12 protein-coding genes and 1 pseudogene are annotated in these 20,072 nt (G+C 60.1%); 8 read left to right on the plus strand and 5 right to left on the minus strand.

What is annotated here, in order from left to right:
• Positions 1 to 199: 199 nt before the first annotated feature.
• Positions 200 to 574, minus strand: a complete 375-nt coding sequence (locus tag ACYZT2_RS22310; protein WP_461967393.1) for a tetratricopeptide repeat protein — start codon at positions 572 to 574, stop codon at positions 200 to 202.
• A 171-nt stretch (positions 575 to 745) separates the two neighbouring features.
• Here ACYZT2_RS22310 and pyk point away from each other — a divergent pair, with 171 nt between their 5' ends.
• A complete protein-coding gene (gene pyk / locus ACYZT2_RS22315; protein ID WP_461967395.1) occupies positions 746 to 2,197 on the plus strand; it encodes a pyruvate kinase in 1,452 nt (483 codons plus the stop codon).
• 207 nt (positions 2,198 to 2,404) lie between these two features.
• Here the strand turns inward: pyk and ACYZT2_RS22320 are convergent.
• The 3 genes and pseudogenes from ACYZT2_RS22320 to ACYZT2_RS22330 form a co-directional block, all read right to left on the minus strand.
• Positions 2,405 to 2,611: pseudogene (locus ACYZT2_RS22320) on the minus strand (enoyl-CoA hydratase); the annotation flags it as partial.
• Between the two features lie 27 nt (positions 2,612 to 2,638).
• Positions 2,639 to 3,574, minus strand: coding sequence for an iron-sulfur-binding ferredoxin reductase (locus ACYZT2_RS22325; protein WP_461967397.1), 936 nt, complete (start codon positions 3,572 to 3,574; stop codon positions 2,639 to 2,641).
• Positions 3,567 to 4,673, minus strand: a complete 1,107-nt coding sequence (locus tag ACYZT2_RS22330; RefSeq protein ID WP_461967399.1) for a GGDEF domain-containing protein — start codon at positions 4,671 to 4,673, stop codon at positions 3,567 to 3,569. Before ACYZT2_RS22330 ends, ACYZT2_RS22325 begins: the two co-directional genes overlap by 8 nt.
• Positions 4,674 to 5,132: 459 nt before the next feature.
• Here ACYZT2_RS22330 and ACYZT2_RS22335 point away from each other — a divergent pair, with 459 nt between their 5' ends.
• The 7 genes from ACYZT2_RS22335 to ACYZT2_RS22365 all read left to right on the plus strand — a co-directional run bounded on the left by ACYZT2_RS22335 (position 5,133) and on the right by ACYZT2_RS22365 (position 19,824).
• Positions 5,133 to 6,656: a fumarate hydratase gene (locus ACYZT2_RS22335; RefSeq protein ID WP_461967401.1), complete on the plus strand. Its 1,524-nt coding sequence runs from the start codon at positions 5,133 to 5,135 to the stop codon at positions 6,654 to 6,656.
• A gap of 218 nt (positions 6,657 to 6,874) precedes the next feature.
• Complete coding sequence (locus ACYZT2_RS22340) at positions 6,875 to 11,380, plus strand: SpvB/TcaC N-terminal domain-containing protein (protein ID WP_461967403.1); 4,506 nt, start codon at positions 6,875 to 6,877, stop codon at positions 11,378 to 11,380.
• Positions 11,377 to 14,118 carry an RHS repeat-associated core domain-containing protein gene (locus ACYZT2_RS22345; protein ID WP_461967405.1) on the plus strand — a complete coding sequence of 914 codons (2,742 nt, stop codon included), beginning with the start codon at positions 11,377 to 11,379 and terminating at the stop codon, positions 14,116 to 14,118. The genes ACYZT2_RS22340 and ACYZT2_RS22345 overlap by 4 nt, the downstream gene beginning before the upstream one ends.
• Before the next feature lie 77 nt (positions 14,119 to 14,195).
• Entirely contained in the window at positions 14,196 to 15,956 is a 1,761-nt protein-coding gene (locus ACYZT2_RS22350) for a sensor histidine kinase (protein WP_461967407.1), read from the plus strand.
• Positions 15,956 to 17,290 carry a sigma-54-dependent transcriptional regulator gene (locus ACYZT2_RS22355; RefSeq protein ID WP_052967295.1) on the plus strand — a complete coding sequence of 445 codons (1,335 nt, stop codon included), beginning with the start codon at positions 15,956 to 15,958 and terminating at the stop codon, positions 17,288 to 17,290. The genes ACYZT2_RS22350 and ACYZT2_RS22355 overlap by 1 nt, the downstream gene beginning before the upstream one ends.
• A 300-nt stretch (positions 17,291 to 17,590) precedes the next feature.
• The gene (locus ACYZT2_RS22360; RefSeq protein WP_461967410.1) at positions 17,591 to 18,910 is read left to right on the plus strand and encodes an MFS transporter; all 1,320 of its coding nucleotides are present in this window, start codon (positions 17,591 to 17,593) and stop codon (positions 18,908 to 18,910) included.
• A 284-nt stretch (positions 18,911 to 19,194) separates the two neighbouring features.
• Complete coding sequence (locus ACYZT2_RS22365; protein WP_461967412.1) at positions 19,195 to 19,824, plus strand: flavin reductase family protein; 630 nt, start codon at positions 19,195 to 19,197, stop codon at positions 19,822 to 19,824.
• Here ACYZT2_RS22365 and ACYZT2_RS22370 read toward each other — a convergent pair whose 3' ends face one another.
• Positions 19,825 to 20,055: a hypothetical protein gene (locus tag ACYZT2_RS22370; protein ID WP_052967297.1), complete on the minus strand. Its 231-nt coding sequence runs from the start codon at positions 20,053 to 20,055 to the stop codon at positions 19,825 to 19,827.
• Positions 20,056 to 20,072 lie beyond the last annotated feature (17 nt).

Consider the following 20,072-nt stretch of genomic DNA (forward strand, 5'->3'; position numbering starts at 1 on the left):
GCCGCACTAATGCTTCGGAACGGGCCTGCTCTATGACTTGATAGGCATAAGCCGCGCTCTCCCCGATCCTGGTGCGACAGTCCATTCATCCGCTGTCGCTTACTGCTGCCGATCACAGGTGTTACCTCGATTAGAAGCAAGGCTCTAAATCGATTTATTCGACTATAGCTCACCGCCGCCGGTCAGCCAGCCGCTTCAATCAGAACCGGGTCGGGCGCACGGCCGCCGCGCTGCGGGTCGGGTAGTGCCCCAGGCTCTGCAAGGTTTCCAGACGGGCACGGGCGCGGTAGGCGTATTCGCTTTGCGGGTAGGACGCGATGATGAATTCGTATGTCTGGGCCGCATCGATAAACAGCTTTTGTCGTTCCAGGCACTGGCCGCGCATCATCGACACTTCCGGCCACACATACGGCCGCGCGCGACTGGCGCGCTCGACCTTGGACAGTTCGAGCATCACTTGCTCGCAGTTGCCACGGTCATAGGCGCTGTAGGCATTATTCAAATGATGGTTCATCGACCAACGGGTGCAGCCCACAACACTGAGGGCAAGAACGGCAATGAGCACGAATCGCATGGGGGATCTCCTGTCTTGCGCTCTGTATCGACCCGTGGCCAGAAATCTTCAGGAGCATTTGCACCAAGCTGTACCGTTCAATAAAGAAAACAATAAGTAGTGCAAACGAACAATGACTACACCTACGGACCATAGTAGCCTCTGCTAGCGCTTGAACTCAGGAGTCTTTGCATGTCCGTCCGTCGTACCAAAATCGTCGCTACCCTTGGCCCGGCCAGTAACTCGCCGGAAGTTCTCGAACAGCTGATTCTGGCTGGCCTGGACGTCGCCCGTCTGAATTTCTCCCACGGCACCCCCGACGAGCACAAGGCTCGCGCGAAGCTGGTGCGTGACCTCGCTGCCAAGCACGGCCGCTTCGTTGCCCTGCTGGGTGACCTGCAAGGCCCGAAAATCCGTATTGCCAAATTCGCCAACAAGAAGATCGAGCTGAAGATCGGTGATCAATTCACCTTCTCTACCAGCCATCCGTTGACCGAAGGCAACCAGCAAGTGGTCGGCATCGACTACCCCGACCTGGTGAAAGACTGCGGCGTGGGCGACGAGCTGCTGCTCGACGACGGTCGCGTGGTCATGCGCGTCGATACCGCCACCGCCACCGAACTGCACTGCACCGTGACCATCGGCGGCCCGCTGTCGGACCACAAAGGCATCAACCGTCGCGGTGGCGGCCTGACCGCACCGGCCCTGACCGAGAAAGACAAGGCCGACATCAAGCTCGCTGCGGAAATGGAAGTCGACTACCTCGCGGTGTCCTTCCCGCGTGACGCCGCCGACATGGAATACGCTCGTCAACTGCGCGACGAAGCCGGCGGTACTGCCTGGCTGGTGGCGAAGATCGAACGCGCCGAAGCCGTGGCCGACGACGAAACCCTCGACGGCCTGATCAAAGCCTCCGACGCGGTGATGGTGGCCCGTGGTGACTTGGGTGTGGAAATCGGCGACGCCGAGCTGGTGGGCATTCAGAAGAAAATCATTCTGCACGCACGCCGCCACAACAAGGCGGTGATTGTCGCGACCCAGATGATGGAGTCGATGATCCAGAACCCGATGCCGACCCGCGCCGAAGTGTCCGACGTCGCCAACGCCGTGCTCGACTACACCGACGCCGTAATGCTCTCGGCTGAATCCGCTGCGGGCCTGTATCCGCTGGAAGCCGTGCAAGCCATGGCGCGCATCTGCATCGGCGCTGAAAAGCACCCGACCAGCAAGTCCTCCAGTCACCGCATCGGCAAAACGTTCGAACGTTGCGACGAGAGCATCGCACTGGCAACGATGTACACCGCCAACCACTTCCCGGGTGTGAAAGCGATCATCGCATTGACCGAAAGTGGCTACACGCCGTTGATCATGTCGCGCATCCGTTCTTCGGTGCCGATCTACGCGTTCTCTCCGCACCGCGAAACCCAGGCCCGCGCGTCGATGTTCCGTGGCGTCTACACCGTACCGTTTGACCCGGCATCGCTGCCGCCTGAGCAAGTCAGCCAGGCCGCGATCGACGAGTTGCTCAAACGCGGTGTTGTGGAGAAAGGCGACTGGGTCATCCTGACCAAGGGCGACAGCTACCACACCACCGGCGGCACCAACGGGATGAAAATCCTGCACGTTGGCGACAAGATGGTCTGAGTACCGCAGCGCTGTAAAACAAAAGCCCCGCCATGTGAATGGCGGGGCTTTTTGGTTTTTGATCCTGAAAAATTGTTGTCTTGGCTGACGCCTTCGCGGGCAAGCCTCGCTCCTACAGGATGGCGGGTGTCCACAAAATCGAATTTCAACACAAAACCTGTAGGAGCGAGGCTTGCCCGCGAAGAGGCCCGCCCTGTCACCGCAAATTCAATGCCTGTTGAGAAACCCTGACAACGCCGCCATCGCTTCCGGCGAACGCAGCCGCTGGGTGAACAATGCGCCCTCTTCTTCTATTACCTTGCGCAACTGTTCCCGATCCGGGGCTTTCATCAATTGCTTGCTGATGCGCACCGCCTCCGCTGGCAACGATTCAAATCGCAACGCCATCTCCCGCGCCTTGGCCAACACCGCTTCAAGCTCGCTCGCCACAAAAATCAGCGCTCAACCGCGGGGTAGAAACACATCCGCCAGCAGTTGATTGCGCGGCAAACCGGCCAGGTACAGGCGCCTGGCAAAGGCGTCGACACTGTCGGGGGCCCCGCAGACTAAGGCCAGGGTTTGCCGCGAAACAAGGCGCAGTTGCGCCAAAGCCGCGGGCAACTCGGCCGCGGTCCAGAGCTCGACGTTTAGGTTTTCACGGCCATCGGCCATGGCTTGCAGGGGTTTGGCCAGATAATGCTCCTCTGCGTCATGGGCCAGGTGAATGACACGGATGGCGCCTTGGTGGTCCTGACGCAACGCTTCACGCAAAATACCGAACAATGGCCCCAGACCGGTGCCGGCCGCCAACAACCACAGCGGTCGGGTATGCCAGTCCGGGTCGTAATGCAGTGCCCCGCCGCGCAACTCGCCGAGGCGAATCGGATCGCCGATTTTCAAGCAACGCGCCGCATCACTGAATTCCCCCGGCTGACGGCAATCGAGATGGAACTCCAGAAAACGGTCTTCTTCCGGCAGACTGGCCAGGGAATACGGCCGCGCAATCTGACCCGCCCACAACACCAGGTGCTGCCCCGCCTGATAGCGCAACGGTCGCTCACTGGTCAGACGCAAACGCAAAACGCTGGGGCTCAGCCAATCGCTGGCGGCTACCTGCGCAGCAAGCCCATCACGCAACGGGTCAAAGGTTTCGATTTGCAGGTCATCGACCACCTGGCACTGACAGGCCAACCGCCAACCCTGCTGACGCTGCTCATTGCTCAAGGCATCGGGACGGCTGTCGCTGGGCAAGCCCTCGACACATTTGACCAGGCACGCATGGCAACTGCCGGCGCGACAGCTGTAGGGCACCGACACGCCGTTCTGATTCAAGGCATCGAGCAGGTTGCTCCCCGCCGCCACGGTCCATTGGCGTTCGCCGACCCGTAATTCAGGCATCGACATTCTCCCAGGCCGCCGCGCAACGGTTACGGCCGTCACGCTTGGCGCGATAGAGCGCCTGATCGGCGCGGTGCAAGGCGTCGTCCAGGTCATCGCCCAATTGCAGCAGGGTCATGCCCGCCGACAGGCTGAGGTTGCGCACATTCAGGCCGACCAACTCGACATCCATAAAGGCAATACGCAACCGCTCGCAACATGCCGTCAGGCGCTCGGCGTCGCAATCGGGCACCAGCACCACGAACTCTTCGCCGCCGTAGCGGGCCAGAATATCGCCATCGCGCAGGCAGGCGGTGGCCACTGCGGCAAACGCTTGCAGCACCTGATCGCCGGCGGCATGGCCGTGAACATCGTTAATGCGTTTGAAGTGGTCGAGGTCGATCAACGCCAGGCCATGCACCACGTCGGCTTCCATGGCATTCAACTCGCGGGAGGCCAGGCGCAGGAAGTGCCGGCGGTTGAACAGCCCGGTGAGTTCGTCGGTCGCCACCAGGCCTTCGAGCTGGCGCATCATGCCGCGCAGGGTGTCTTGGTGCGCCTGCAAGGCGAACCGCCGCTGACGTATACGCTGGCGCGACATCTGCACGTAACGGGCGTAAAGCACCAGCCACGCGAGCACCACAAACAGCACACACACCTGCAACAGCGCCAACGTCGGGTCGGGCAGCTGAAAGTGGTAGCCCTCCCACAAGGTGAGGGCGCTGAAACTGAAAAACACCAGAAACGCGCAACGGGCGAAAGCCGTGCGCGAAAGATGAAACAACCCGAACAACAGAATCAACAGGTAAAACACCAGAAACGCGCCGCGCGCCTCGTCCAGATGGGCGATCAGCCAGGTTTGCCAACCCAGCCCCAGCAGTATTTGCGCTTCGGTCAGGCTCGGGTCGGAAAACCGCAGGTTGCAGCCGCTGGAGAATACCGCGAACAACACCGCCTGGCTGAGCACCACCAACGCGCTGCCGATCGCCATGCCGCTGACGGATTCCTGGTAGTGACCGGTGAAAAACGCCAGCCACAGCAGCAGCAAAGCCAGGGCGTAGGTGCCAGCTGCGAGGGCAAAGCGTTTGAGCAAAAGCCGCTGGATGGCGTTATGGGTCAATCGTTGATTCACCGTGGGAAAGGAGGCTGATCGAGTGTCCTACTCTACAGGCCGGATGCCACTTTAGTGGCGAGTCTGATAAATGACCATTCAATTTTCGGGGCAGAAAACTGGCGTCAGAACGATGACTGACTTGCCTCTGTAGGAGCTGCCGAAGGCTGCGATCTTTTGATCTTGCTCTTCGGCACTTCAAAAAGAGCAAAGTCAAAAGATCGCAGCCTTCGGCAGCTCCTACGGGTTCGCGTCGTGCGATAACTGGCGATCAGAACCTCCCGACCTATGCGACCAACGTTTGACTGTTGGCGGGTGTGTACCGAACCGAGGCGCGCTATACTGCCGCGCCTTTTTAGCGTCGCGCCAGCATGCCCGGCGTGCCTTGAAAGGTGCTTGCAACCGACCGATGCACCCAAGCTGCAAGCACCTTATTGAATGTTCCCGTCTTTTAGAGGAGCGCGACTCATGACCGTGATCAAGCAAGACGACCTGATTCAGAGCGTTGCCGACGCCCTGCAATTCATTTCCTACTACCACCCCGTGGATTTCATCCAGGCGATGCACGAGGCCTACCTGCGTGAAGAATCGCCGGCAGCCCGCGATTCCATGGCGCAGATCCTGATCAACTCGCGCATGTGCGCCACCGGCCACCGCCCGATCTGCCAGGACACCGGTATCGTTACCGTGTTCGTGCGCGTGGGCATGGACGTTCGTTGGGATGGCGCCACCATGGGCTTGGACGACATGATCAACGAAGGCGTGCGCCGGGCTTACAACCTGCCGGAAAACGTCCTGCGTGCCTCGATCCTCGCCGACCCGGCGGGCGCTCGCAAAAACACCAAGGACAACACCCCGGCCGTGATTCACTACTCCATCGTTCCCGGTAACACCGTGGAAGTGGACGTGGCGGCCAAGGGTGGCGGTTCCGAGAACAAGTCGAAAATGGCCATGCTCAACCCGTCCGACTCGATCGTCGACTGGGTACTGAAGACCGTTCCGACCATGGGCGCCGGCTGGTGCCCACCGGGCATGCTGGGTATTGGCATCGGCGGCACCGCCGAGAAAGCCGCCGTCATGGCCAAGGAAGTGTTGATGGAATCCATCGACATTCACGAGCTGAAGAAGCGCGGCCCGTCCAACCGTATCGAAGAGATGCGCCTGGAGCTGTTCGAGAAGGTCAACCAACTGGGCATCGGCGCCCAGGGCCTGGGTGGCCTGACCACCGTGCTCGACGTGAAGATCATGGATTACCCGACCCACGCCGCTTCGTTGCCGGTGTGCATGATCCCGAACTGCGCCGCCACCCGTCACGCGCACTTCGTGCTCGACGGTTCCGGCCCGGCCTCGCTGGAAGCGCCACCGCTGGACGCCTACCCGGAAATCGTCTGGGAAGCCGGCCCGTCGGCCCGTCGCGTCAACCTTGATACCCTGACCCCGGAAGACGTGCAGAGCTGGAAGCCGGGCGAAACCGTCCTGCTCAACGGCAAAATGCTCACCGGTCGCGACGCGGCGCACAAGCGCATGGTCGAGATGCTGAACAAGGGTGAAACCCTGCCGGTGGACCTGAAAGGTCGCTTCATCTACTACGTCGGCCCGGTTGATCCGGTCGGTGACGAAGTGGTTGGCCCTGCCGGTCCTACCACTGCCACGCGGATGGACAAGTTCACCCGTCAGATCCTCGAGCAAACCGGCCTGTTGGGCATGATCGGCAAATCCGAGCGCGGCCCGACCGCCATCGAAGCGATCAAAGACCACAAAGCCGTTTACCTGATGGCTGTCGGCGGCGCGGCTTACCTGGTGGCACAAGCCATCAAGAAATCCCGCGTGGTGGCTTTCGCCGAACTGGGCATGGAAGCGATCTACGAGTTCGACGTCAAAGACATGCCTGTGACCGTTGCGGTCGATAGCAAGGGCGAGTCGGTACACATCACCGGTCCTGCGATCTGGCAGCAAAAGATCAGTGAAAGCCTGGCGGTGGAAGTGCAGTAAGCACCTCCCTCACTGCTGAAAAGGCCGGGCCGTCTCCCCAGACGACCCGGCCTTTTTTTGGATAACGATTTAGTCCTTCGATCTAAGCAGCCACTTCGACCAATCCATTCGGTCTAGAAAAAACGGTTCTACCTGTCAGATCTGACAGGTTACGTTTCGCCTCTATCTTGATAGCGTTGATCCACCCACGTCCTACCGCGTGCGCACTGGATGAAACCATGGCAGATCAAGACCTCAGCATCACGACGCCGTCCATCGCGAAAAGCTCATCGATCGCCACGATCGGCAAGAGTTGGGGCGCCGTGGGCCCGACGGGAGCTTCGGGGTTCGAGCTGCCGATACCGAATTCCTCAGGGCGGGGTTGGGATCCGCAACTGTCACTGACTTACAGCAGTCAGACCGGGAACGGGGTGTTCGGCATTGGCTGGAATCTGGGGCTCGGCCAGATCAGCCGCCGCACCAACAAGGGCGTGCCGCGTTATACCGACCATGACGAGATCATCGGCCACGATGGCGAAGTCTGGATGCCCGAGCTCGACGACGAGGGCGAGATCGAATCCCGCACCGAAAGCAGCTACAACAGAGTGGGCGTCGGCGAGCACACGGTGGTGCGTTACTGGCCACGAGTCGAAAGCGACTTTGCCCTGCGCGAACGCTGGCAACCCCAAGGTGATGTTCCGCCATTCTGGCTGGTGCATGGCAGTGACGGCTCGTTGCATGTCTATGGCAAAACCGCGGCTTCGCGCCGCTCGGATCCCGACAATCCGTTACGCGTCGGCTCCTGGCGGCTTTGCGAAAGCATGAACGCTCACGGCGAGCACATCTGCTTCGATTACAAAATCGATGACCAGGATCCCGACCCCATCCATGACTACCGCGCCCAGCGTTACCTGCACCGGGTGTTCTACGGCAACTTCACGGCCAGCCAGAAACTATACGCCTGGACAGTGGAAAACCCCGCTGAGCTGGACTGGCATTTTCATTTGCTGTTCGACTATGGCGAACGCAGCACGTCGCTGACAGAAAAACCCGTGTATGAAGGCGACACACTGCAACCCTGGTTGACTCGCCCGGACCCGTTTTCGACCTACGGGCAGGGCTTTGAGCTAGGTACACGCCGGCTCTGCCGGCAGGTGTTGATGTTTCACTGTTTTCCTGACGAGCCGGGCACCGCGCCGGTGCTGGTTCGGCGTCTGTTGCTGGAATATGCGAAGAGCACACCAGAATGGACTTACAGCCAGATAACGGCGGCACACTATCAGGCCTACGACGCCAGCGGCGCCGTGGAAAACACCCCGCCTGTGGAGTTCGACTATTCGCCCTTCGAGATCAATAAAACCCCTGCCCGTTTACTCGAATCAGACACCCAACCGGGTGTTGAAGACGGTGGCTTTTACCAGTGTGTCGACCTCTACGGTGAAGGCCTGCCGGGATTTCTCTGCCGCTATGACCAATGCTGGTACTACCGCGAACCGCTGCGCGCAGTCTCGGGAACCGACGATATCGGTTACGGGCCATGGACGGCGCTGGACAAGGTCCCGGTGGCCGATCGCAGCCGTCCGGTACAACAACTGCTCACTGACCTGACCGGTGATGGACGCCTTGATTGGATCACTGCCCAGCCGGGTATCAGCGGTTTCCGCACGCTGAATGAGCAGCGTGATTTCGCTGACTTCATACCGTTCAACGCGTTCCCGCTGGAGTTTTTCAACACGCTGTCGACGCTGGGCGACCTGAGTGGTGACGGCCTCAGCTCTGTAGCATTGATTGGCCCGAACTCGGTGCGCCTGTACGCCAACCGACGTGAACAAGGCTTCGCGGCGGCCCAAGAGGTTCCCCATGAGACCGGCGATGACCGGTTGCCATTGTTCAGCAACTCGCCCAGTGAACTGGTGCTGCTGGGTAATCTGCTGGGCAGCGACATGCCCGAGCTGTGCCGCATCCGCCATGATGAAATCAAATGCTGGCCCAACCTGGGCCACGGCAGGTTTGGCGAAGGTCGCAAGATCAGTGACCTGCCCTTCACCTACGAGCAATTCGATTCGTCGCGGGTACGCCTCGCCGACCTGGACGGCTCTGGCGCGCCGGCACTGATCTATCTGAAATCCGAGGCGTTCGAGATCTATCTGAACCGGGGCGGCAATGGCCTGGAGCAGCTACCGGTGACTGTGCCCTGGCCCGAAGGCGTGCGTTATGACCGCTTGAGTCAGGTGAGCTTCGCCGATCTTCAAGGTTTGGGTTGTGCCAGCCTGATCCTGACCGTGCCGCACATCCAGCCGCAGCATTGGCGCTACGATTTCGTCGCGGCAAAACCCTATTTGTTGACGGCCAGCAACAACAACATGGGTTGCAGCACCAGCGTGGTCTATCGCAGCTCCGCGCAGGAATGGCTGGATGAAAAGCAGCGGATGCTCAAGCTCAAGCGCCTGCCGGTGTCGTACTTGCCGTTCCCGGTGGCAGTGATCAAAAAACAGCAGCAACTGGATGAAGTCACCGGTAACTGTCTGACCCAGGCTTTTACCTGGCGTGAAGGTGTTTACGACAGCAAAGAGCGCGAGTTCCGCGGTTTCGGTCTGTTGCAGCAAACTGACAGCGAGAGCGCCACCGGCGATGACGACGTCGGCTTCAGCGAACCGGTGCGGGTCTACACCTGGTTTCATACCGGGCAATCGATGGATCGACCACGTGACGCTTATTTCAATGAGGATGCGCACGCTGTTGCACTGGGCAAGACGTTGTTCAGCCGTTATCACGCCGCAGACGAAATCGACGAACCCATCGAGCCACACGACGCCGACAGCCAGTACCAGATTTCCCGGGCGCTGGTCGGTTCGGTCACCCGCATAGAAACCTATGCCGATGCAGAGGTAGACGAACCGGGCATTGCCACACCTTATGCGGTGGAGGAACTGCGCTATCTTGTGCGCGAAGTTCGGCCCCAAGGCCAATACGCGGCAGCTGTGTTGCTACCGTTTGTGCTGGAAAAAATCAGCTATCAGTACGACCGGTTCATCGACGATCCGCTGTGCCGTCACAACGTCAACCTGCGCTGGAGCGATTACGGTCTGCCGACCCACGCCCTGGCGGTGAGCTACGCACGCAGGCTTACCGCCTCGGACACGCCGCCGTTTACCGATCCCGATGAGCAGCAGTGGTGGCGCGACGCCCATGACGAGGCTCAGCAGTCGTACTACCTGAGCGAAACCCGTTCGAAGTTCATTGACCTGGACAAGGATCCCCAGCACTGGCGGCTGGGCTTGCCGTTTCAACAGCGCGGCAACGCGCTGGTCTTGTCCAAAGGGACGCTGCCAACCGGCCTCTCCCCGAATCAGGTGTCTTTTGACCAACTGAGGGCGCATCAGGATTCAGCGCACTGGAATGCCCAGCGCGTATTAACGACGCAGTCCGTGCAGCGTTACCTCAAGACCGCAGATCAGTCGCTGATGCCCGATTGCAAGGCCGAATTCGAAGCCCTGGCCGGCCCACTCGAAGTGGCGCAACTGGACAAGACCGCGCTGGACGCTTACAGCATCCTGCCGCCGCCCTTCGACATCCGGGCCGAACTGGCGAAAATCGGTTACACGCCGATGCCTTTGCTATTCGAAAAGCTGCCCCAGGCCGACGACAAAGAAAATCTGTGGTCGTCCCGCTACGGGTTCGCCAAGTACGACAATCTCAACGGTTTTTACAAAGTGCTGGAGCACCACGAGACGCCCAGCCACGGCGTGACGAAAGCCGAATACGACACCTACCGTCTGGCGATCAAAAGTGTCGAACTGCCAGATGGCTGTACGACCCGGATCGAATACGACTATCACGCGCTGCAACCGGTACGCATCATCGATGCCAACGACAATATTCAGGAAGCCATTTACGAACCGTCCGGGCAGCCCTTGACCATCAGTTTTTACGGCACCGAAAACGGTAGCGCCGCAGGCTTCAGACCGCTGAGCGAATTCGTCCGTCCGGTGGATCATCGTCCGGATCCGGCCATCGAGAACCCGGTGGATGCCATTCAAAAAGCCGCCAGTACCTTGCGCAAAGATCTGTTCAGCTGGATGGGGCAGCTGCCGCCGGCGGTCAGCCCCGAATTGCTCGCCGAATGGATCGCCAACGGTGATGTCCTGCCCTGCGGACATATTTGCGCCAGCGCCCGTCAACGCTTGCAGCAAGGCACCGCGATGACCGTATCGGAACAAGCGTTGAGCGAACTCATCGCGACGGTTCGCCGCGAGCCGGTGCACAGCGTCATCCTCAGTACCGACCGTTACCCCGACGATCCGGTTCCGGCACAGATCCAGATCGTCAAAGCCTGTGTGGACGGCTTTGGCCGGGCACTGCAAACCCAGCAATTGGTCGAACCCGGCATGGCGTACGCGGTGGATGAAGATTGCTCGCTCATTATCGTGGGTGGCCAGTTCGTTGAGGTGTTCGCCGATCCGCGCTGGCGCATCAGCGAGCGCATCGAATACAACAACAAGGGCCTGGCGGTGCGCCAGTTCCGGCCGTTCTTTGCCAATACCCATTGCTATGTCAACGACCAGTCACTGCGCGATCTCGGCTTCTTCGATCAACTGTTCTATGACCCGATGGGCCGTGCGATCAAACTGATCAACGCCAAAAAGGACTTCTCCCGCGAGACCTATCACCCTTGGTACCACATCAGCGAAGACTTCAACGACACCGCTGAACCGTCGCCGGAACCACGTGCGGCGCGCTCATGACAACCGCGATCCATCGGCGCACGCCCTCGCTCACGGTGAGTGACGGCCGCGGCCTGCCGATCCGCCAGATCGCTTATCTGCGCACGGTCGTCGGTGATGACACGGCTACCGCCCTGGTGACCCGCCAGCGCCACGATGCGGCCGGACGCCTGGTGGCGCAATGGGATCCGCGCTTGTCCAGCCCCAACCTCACCACGGTTTACGGGTTGGGCGGCGCAGTGCTGAAGTCCGACAGCACCGACGCCGGCTGGCGCCTGAGCCTGCCGGGGCTGGCCGGTCAGCCGCTGGAGCGTTGGGACGAGCGCGGCAATCATTGGCGCACGACCTTCGATGATCAGTTGCGCGTGGCGGCGGTCGAGGAAAACGCTGAGGCCGATGTCGACACGTTCACCTACGCCGATGCTTCGGCCGATGCCGGGCACAACCTGCGCGGTCGATTGCTGGAACAGAAAGACCGCTCAGGCACGCTGCGCACGGACAGCTATGCCCTGCCCGGCCAGCCGCTGCAGGAAACCCGCATTTTTCACGATGACGAAGTATTCACCAGCCGCCGCACGTTCAGTCCGCTGGGCACGGTGCTGGAGCAGACCGATGCCGGCGGCCATCGGCAGCAATCGCGCTACGGCCTCGCCGGGCAACTCAGGCAGGTGCAACTGCTGGTCAATGGTCAAACCGATTGGCAATCGGTCTTGCTCGATACGCAATACAACGCCGCCAACCAGATCATCCAACAGCAGGCCGGCAATCAGGTGTTGAGCCGCTGGGCTTACGATCCGGCCGATGGCCGCCTGCACACCCAATCCAGCCAGAAAGACGCCGGGCCCGTGCTGCAAAGTTACGAGTATTTCTACGACCGTGTCGGCAACATCACCCGCATCGAGGATCACGCCTTCCAGCCGGTTCATTTCGCCAACCAGCTCATCGACGGCCACCGCGATTTCACCTATGACTCGCTGTACCGGCTGACCAGTGCCACCGGTTACGACGACGCCCCGCCGTCGGACATTCCCGGCCTGCCACAGCCGACCGATCCGAAAAACCGCCTCAACTACACCCAGACTTACCAGTACGACCCCGGTGGCAACCTGATCGAGCTGTGCCATGTGCGGGCCGGCGCCAGCTATACCCGTCAGATGCGCATTGATCCGCACAGCAACCGCGGGGTGCGCTGGAAACCGGGTGATCCCGCCCCGGTGTTCGACACCCTGTTCGACCGCCACGGCAACCAGCAGACCGTGCAGCCGGGGCAAGACCTGCACTGGAACCCGCGCGACGAGCTGGAAGGCGTGACCCTGATCCCCCGCGACGACGGCCGTCACGACGCCGAACATTACGGCTACAGCCAGGGTGTGCGGGTGTTCAAGCGCCACGAGACATTCACCCCCAGCACCCGGCATTTCCACCAGGTGCGCTACTTGCCGGGGCTTGAGATCCGTACTAAAGACAACGGCGAGGAACTGCACGTCATCAGCCTCGGCGTCGGCAACGCGCGCTGCCTGCATTGGGCGCAGAAAAACCCTCGGGACACCGACGCGCATCAACTGCGCTACAGCCTCAATGATCATTTAGGTTCCTGCGTGATGGAGCTGGATCAGCAAGCGCAACTGATCAGCCACGAAGGCTATTACCCGTTCGGCGCCACCGCGTGGATGGCCGCCCGCTCGGCGATTGATGTCAGTTACACGTTCATCCGCTATTCGGGCAAGGAAATGGACGTCAGCGGTTTGTACTACTACGGGGCGCGGTATTACGCGCCGTGGTTGCAGCGCTGGCTCAGCGCCGATCCGGCGGGAGATGTGGACGGGCTGAATCTGTACGGGTTTGTGCGCAACAACCCCATGACTTATGTCGACCCGACAGGCAGTGTCTCAAAGGAAGCCCAACCGGAGAGCGGAGGAGCTCTGGCCTTTATAGCCGGAAATACTCCCAGAGAGCGAATGCTGAATAAAATAGCCTTCCATTCCGAGCTCCTTTCAGCCGTTGATCTGGCTGTCAGGGATATCACAACGCAAATACTCAATCATCGATCTGAGAAAAACAGCAGAATATCAACCGCGAAACGAACCGGTTTTTTCCTTGCGGAAAAAGGCGCATCTAATGGGGTTGGCATAGGATTAAGCGCAGCCGGGGCAGCATTGGGAATCCCCGCTGGCCCGCTAGGAATGCTGATCGGCGGGGCTCTTGGTTTCGTGGTCGGAAAAGCCGTGAGCAGAACGACGAAAGCGATCGGCACAAAAACCGGTTTGAGCACTTCCATTAGCCTGCAACCGGATCGACTGAAAGCGTCCAAGCTGGTAAAGCAAATACAGGTTAAACGAGATCCCCTGTCTGACGCGAAAGGCATCGCTGATTACAATCCGTCTACTTCCGAAGGACGCAAAAAGATCAAACAGGGCGGCATCTTCGTTGGCAAGGAGGCGGCGCTGGCCGGGGCAGGCAAGATCCCCTACGTCGGACCGGCAATCAAGGCGATTCCAGACACCATTGATATCTTGAAGGAAGTAAATAAAATCGGAAATGATCTTACCGAAGATGAGGTGACCGCACTGGATGCCGACATTACCGGCACGATAAATATGCTGCAGCGTGGCTCGGAACGTTTAATCGAAATGGTCAAGACCACCAGTCATTCTGAAACCGTGGAACGTATTGAACGCAAAACCGCAAAGCGAATTAATCTGCTGCGAGACTTGCGAACAGTCCTTCATTCCAATTCGTCCACTTTCACTGCTGTGTAAAAAGGGGGTGACACAGCTCTTGGCCCGAACAGCGGGCATGGTAATGTGCCTGCCCGTCCCTCATTTCTGCGCCCAGCATGCTGCCGACTTCCCGTACCCTGCGTCTGTCGTTGTATACCCTGCTGATCATCGCCGGCGCGGTGTTCGCCGCAACGCTTGCGATTCGCCACGCCGAACGTCAGGCGCTGGAGGAAGACGCCGCCCGGGCCAACCAGCAACTGGCGCTGTACGCCAATTCACTGCACACCCTGATCGAACGTTACCGCGCCCTGCCCGTCGTATTGGCGCTGGACCCGGAATTGCGCGCCGCGCTAAACGGTGAAGTGAGCCCCGAAGAGCAGCTTGCGTTGAACCGCAAACTGGAAAAAATCAACGGCGCCGCGCAGTCCTCGACCCTGGAATTGCTCGACCGCACCGGCCTGGCCGTGGCCGCCAGCAACTGGCGCCTGCCCAGCAGTTACGTCGGCCACAACTATGGCTTTCGCCCCTACTTCAGCCAGACCCGAACCCAAGGCACGGGACGCTTTTATGCGGTGGGTGTGACCAGCGGCATTCCCGGCTACTTTCTGTCCAGCGCGGTGACCAGCGACAGTGGTGAGTTCCTCGGCGCCATGGTGGTGAAACTCGAATTTCCGGAACTGGAACGCGAATGGCGTCAGGGTACTGACACGTTGCTGGTCAGCGATGCACGCGGGATTATCTTTATCGCCAACCAACCGGGCTGGCGCTATCGCCTATTGAAACCGCTGAGCGACAACGATCACGCCGAACTCAAAGCCACGCGCCAATACGACAAACAACCGCTGACACCGCTTGACTATCAACCGGTGCGACGCTTTGACGACAACAGTGCGCTGACCCGGGTCGTTGGCCCCGACGGGACGGCGGATTATCTCTGGGAATCGCTGCCGCTGGCCGCCGAAGGCTGGACGCTACACCTGTTGCGTCGTCCGCAGGTGGCGTTTGAAGACCTGCGTAACGCCGGGCTCGCCGCCGCCGGGGTGTGGCTGGCAGTGGTGTTTTTGCTGCTGTTCCTCAATCAGCGCTGGCGTCTGGCAAAATTACGCCAGCGCAGCCGTGAAGAACTCGAGCGACTGGTGGAAGAACGCACCCGCGATTTGCGCACCGCGCAGGACGGTCTGGTGCAATCGGCCAAACTCGCCGCCCTCGGCCAGATGTCTGCCGCGCTGGCCCATGAAATCAACCAGCCGCTGACCGCCCAGCGCATGCAGTTAGCGACCTTGCGCCTGCTGCTCGATCACGGTCGGGTCGAAGACGCCTACAAGGCGCTCAAACCGGTGGACGACATGCTCACGCGCATGGCCGCCCTCACCGGCCACCTGAAAACCTTCGCCCGCAAAAGCCCCAGCGGTCTGCGCGAACGGTTGGACCTGGCGGCGGTGGTCGATCAATCCTTGCAGTTGCTCGATGCGCGCCTGCGTGACGAGCACATCAGCACCGTGCTACATCTGACTCGCCCGGCCTGGGTGCGTGGCGATGCGATTCGTCTGGAACAGGTGCTGATTAACTTGCTGCGCAATGCCCTGGATGCAATGCACGACAAACCCTGCAAGCGTCTGGAAATCCGCCTCGAAGCCGATGAACAATTGTGGCGCCTGACCGTCGCCGATAACGGTGGCGGCATTGCCGAAGAAAATCTGGGCAAGGTGTTCGATCCGTTCTTCACCACTAAACCGGTGGGTGATGGCCTGGGCCTCGGGCTGGCCGTCTCCTTCGCTATCGCTCACGAAGCGGGCGGACGCCTGAGTGTCGAAAATGGTGAAAACGGCGCGGTGTTCACCCTGACATTGCCCATTGATCTGGAGATGCCTGACTGATGCTCAATTCGGTGATGGTGGTCGATGACGAAAGCAGCATCCGCAGCGCCGTCGAACAGTGGCTGAGCCTGTCCGGGTTCGAAGTGCAGCTGTTCAGTCGCGCCGATGAGTGCCTCGCGCAGCTGCCGAAGCATTTCCCCGGGGTGATTCTCAGCGACGTGCGCATGCCCGGCATGACGGGGCTGGAGCTGCTGGCCGAAGTTCAGCGCCGTGATGCCGACTTGCCGGTGATCCTGCTGACCGGTCACGGCGATGTGCCGATGGCTGTCGAAGCGATGCGCGATGGCGCTTATGATTTCCTCGAAAAACCGTTTAGCCCGGAAACCCTGTTGAGCAGCCTGCGCCGCGCTCTGGACAAGCGTCGGCTGGTGCTGGAAAACCGTGCCCTGCACGAGCAGGCGGACAATCGCGCGAAACTCGATGCCACCCTGCTGGGGGTTTCCCGTGGTTTGCAGACGTTGCGTCGGCAGGTGCTGGACCTGGCGACGTTGCCGGTCAATGTGCTGATCCGGGGCGAAACCGGTAGCGGCAAGGAATTGGTTGCCCGTTGCCTGCACGACTTCGGTCCCCGTGCCGACAAGCCCTTTGTGGCGCTGAACTGCGCGGCGATTCCCGAGCAATTGTTCGAGGCCGAACTGTTCGGCCATGAGAGCGGCGCGTTCACGGGCGCCCAGGGCAAACGCATCGGCAAGCTCGAATACGCCGACGGCGGCACGTTGTTTCTCGATGAAATCGAAAGCATGCCGCTGGCCCAGCAGGTGAAATTGCTGCGGGTGTTGCAGGAACAGAAACTTGAGCGATTGGGTTCCAACCAGAGCATCCACGTGGACTTGCGGATCATCGCCGCGACCAAACCCGACTTGCTGGATGAAGCCCGGGCCGGACGTTTTCGCGAAGATTTGGCCTATCGATTGAACGTTGCCGAATTGCGTCTGCCGCCGTTGCGTGACCGGCGTGAAGACATTCCACTGTTGTTCGAATTCTTCGCCCAGAGTGCCGCCGAGCGTTTGGGTCGCACCTTTGCGCCCTTGAGCGGGCCGCAACTGAGCCATCTGCTGAGCCACGACTGGCCGGGTAATGTGCGGGAACTGGCGAACGTCGCCGAGCGACAAGTGCTGGGCCTGGGCGAGCCGGAACCGGCGGGGATCGACCCCGGCCAGTCACTGGCGGCGCAGCAGGAAGCCTTCGAAGCGCATTGCTTGCGCGCGGCGTTGACCCGGCATAAAGGTGATGTGAAAGCGGTGCTTGAAGAGTTACAACTGCCGCGCCGTACCTTTAATGAAAAGATGCAGCGGCATGGGTTGAGCCGGGAGATGTTTTTGCAGGACAGCTGATTTTTGGCGTGCCTGAACTGGCCTCATCGCGAGCAGGCTCGCTCCCACAATGGTCCTGCATACACCAATCTACTGTGGGAGCGAGCCTGCTCGCGATGAGGCCGGCACAGGCAAAGAACCCCCATAACTCTATAAGCGGTTTTCCGCTCGCGCCCGTTCCTGAATAAGCGGATTTCCGCTCAATAAATCCCGCTACCCCCTCTAAACCGGCCCTCCTCTCCTTGGCACAGCTCCTGCTATAGCCCTGGCAGGCTGCGTTTTAACGCGCTCCACAAAAACAATTAAACGAAGGATCCTTCAATGGATAACTCCAACGCCCTGCCCCTTGGGTCGGCTGCCCTGCCGGCCAAAGAAAGAACCACCGCTAGCCGGATCAAATCGATCTTCAGCGGCTCTGTCGGCAACATGGTCGAGTGGTACGACTGGTACGTCTACGCCGCCTTCTCTCTGTACTTCGCCAAAGCCTTTTTCCCCAAAGGCGACACCACCGCACAACTGCTCAACACCGCCGCGATCTTCGCCGTGGGCTTTTTGATGCGCCCGATCGGTGGCTGGCTGATGGGTCTCTACGCCGACAAGGCCGGTCGCAAACGTGCGCTGATGGCTTCGGTGTACTTGATGTGCTTCGGCTCGCTGCTGATCGCCCTGAGCCCGGGTTATGAAACCATCGGCATCGGCGCGCCGATCCTGCTGGTGTTCGCCCGCCTGCTGCAAGGTTTGTCGGTCGGGGGCGAGTACGGCACCTCGGCGACTTACCTCAGTGAGATGGCCACCAAGGAACGTCGCGGCTTCTACTCCAGCTTTCAGTACGTGACCCTGATCTCTGGCCAGCTCATCGCCCTGGCAGTGTTGATCGTGCTGCAACAGACCCTGACCACCGAAGAGCTGTACGCCTGGGGCTGGCGCATTCCGTTCGCCATCGGCGCGCTGTGTGCCGTGGTCGCGCTCTACCTGCGTCGTGGCATGGAAGAAACCGAGTCATTCACCAAGAAAGAGAAAGCCAAGGAAAGCGCGATGCGCACCTTGATGCGCCATCCGAAGGAACTGATGACCGTGGTCGGCCTGACCATGGGCGGCACACTGGCGTTCTACACCTACACCACGTACATGCAGAAATACCTGGTGAACACCGTCGGCATGAGCATTTCCGACTCCACCACGATTTCCGCGGCCACGCTGTTCCTGTTCATGTGCCTGCAACCGATCATCGGCGGGTTGTCGGATAAAGTCGGTCGTCGGCCAATCCTGATCGCCTTCGGTATTCTCGGGACACTGTTCACCGTGCCGATCCTGACCACCCTGCACACCGTCCAGACTTGGTGGGGCGCGTTCTTCCTGATCATGGCGGCGCTGATCATCGTCAGCGGCTACACCTCGATCAACGCGGTGGTCAAAGCCGAACTGTTCCCGACCGAGATCCGCGCCCTGGGTGTTGGTTTGCCGTACGCACTGACCGTGTCGATTTTCGGCGGTACCGCTGAATACATCGCGCTGTGGTTCAAGAGCATTGGCATGGAAACCGGTTACTACTGGTATGTCACGGCGTGCATCGCGGTGTCGTTGCTGGTGTACATCACCATGAAAGACACCCGCAAGCATTCGCGGATCGAGACGGACTGAGTCCACTCATACAAAAAAGGGGCAGATCCGGCAACGGTCTGCCCCTTTTCATTTGGCGCCAGCCCCCGTAGAAGCGATCGGCTGCGAGCACAAATAGCGGAATCAACACAAAACCCTGTGGGAGCGAGCCTGCTCGCGATGGCGGTGTAACAGTCGAAATCTTTATCGAATGTTAAGCAGTCATCGCGAGCAGGCTCGCTCCCACATTGATCGAAGATCGACTGGAGTTATGTCGCAGGCCCTTGCACCATGGCCCTCTCCCGAAATCCCCAGGAATTCACTGTATGCCCGACGACATCCATTTCTACGAACCCGCCAACGGCCACGGCCTGCCGCATGACCCGTTCAACGCCATCGTCGGCCCGCGCCCTATCGGCTGGATTTCCTCCCAGGACGCCAACGGTCGCTTGAACCTGGCGCCCTACAGTTTTTTCAACGCCTTCAACTACATTCCGCCGATCATTGGTTTTTCCAGCGTCGGGCGCAAAGACAGTCTGAATAACATCGAGCAGACCGGCGAATTCGCCTGGAACCTGGCGACCCGCCCACTGGCCGAGCAGATGAATCAGAGCTGCGCCATGGTCGGGCCGCAGGTCAATGAGTTCGAACTGTCCGGGCTGACCACCGCGGCGTCGAAAATCATTCAGGTGCCACGGGTTGCCGAAAGCCCGGTGTCCTTTGAGTGCAAGGTCACGCAGATCATTCAGTTGCAGCGCGCAAACAAGGAAGTGGTGCCGAGCTGGCTGATTCTCGGCGAAGTGGTCGCCGTGCATATCGCCAAATGGCTGTTGAAGGAAGGGGTGTACGACACCGCCGCGGCAGAACCGATTCTGCGCGGCGGCGGGCCGGCGGATTACTTTCAGCTGGGGCCTGAGGCATTGTTCAAGATGTTCCGCCCGGGGGCAGTCAAGTAATTACCAGAGCAGGTCGGTGTCTTCTTTAACGTCTTTGAGGCGGGTCAGCTCTTTGGCCGCGGCCTCGTCGGCTTCATGAGCGGTCTTGAAGGTCTGGCTTTCCAGCACTTTGTGAAAACGCGGGGCACCGGAACCGCCGAGGGCTTTGACGGCAATCGCGGCGTGGTAACCGCCCTCGCCCGGTACTACTGCTGAAACGGCTTCGAAATGTTCAAAGGCTTTGCGTGCCATGTCGCGGATCCTGGCTA

It is taken from the genome of Pseudomonas sp. MDT1-85 (genome assembly GCF_054898065.1).

Excerpts from the sequence above, each read along its gene's own strand:
- ACYZT2_RS22310 (WP_461967393.1), bottom strand. The coding sequence starts at position 574 with ATGCGATTCGTGCTCATTGCCGTTCTTGCCCTCAGTGTTGTGGGCTGC.
- pyk (WP_461967395.1), top strand. The coding sequence starts at position 746 with ATGTCCGTCCGTCGTACCAAAATCGTCGCTACCCTTGGCCCGGCCAGT.
- ACYZT2_RS22325 (WP_461967397.1), bottom strand. The coding sequence starts at position 3,574 with ATGCCTGAATTACGGGTCGGCGAACGCCAATGGACCGTGGCGGCGGGG.
- ACYZT2_RS22335 (WP_461967401.1), top strand. The coding sequence starts at position 5,133 with ATGACCGTGATCAAGCAAGACGACCTGATTCAGAGCGTTGCCGACGCC.
- ACYZT2_RS22340 (WP_461967403.1), top strand. The coding sequence starts at position 6,875 with ATGGCAGATCAAGACCTCAGCATCACGACGCCGTCCATCGCGAAAAGC.
- ACYZT2_RS22345 (WP_461967405.1), top strand. The coding sequence starts at position 11,377 with ATGACAACCGCGATCCATCGGCGCACGCCCTCGCTCACGGTGAGTGAC.
- ACYZT2_RS22350 (WP_461967407.1), top strand. The coding sequence starts at position 14,196 with ATGCTGCCGACTTCCCGTACCCTGCGTCTGTCGTTGTATACCCTGCTG.
- ACYZT2_RS22355 (WP_052967295.1), top strand. The coding sequence starts at position 15,956 with ATGCTCAATTCGGTGATGGTGGTCGATGACGAAAGCAGCATCCGCAGC.
- ACYZT2_RS22360 (WP_461967410.1), top strand. The coding sequence starts at position 17,591 with ATGGATAACTCCAACGCCCTGCCCCTTGGGTCGGCTGCCCTGCCGGCC.
- ACYZT2_RS22365 (WP_461967412.1), top strand. The coding sequence starts at position 19,195 with ATGCCCGACGACATCCATTTCTACGAACCCGCCAACGGCCACGGCCTG.
- ACYZT2_RS22370 (WP_052967297.1), bottom strand. The coding sequence starts at position 20,055 with ATGGCACGCAAAGCCTTTGAACATTTCGAAGCCGTTTCAGCAGTAGTA.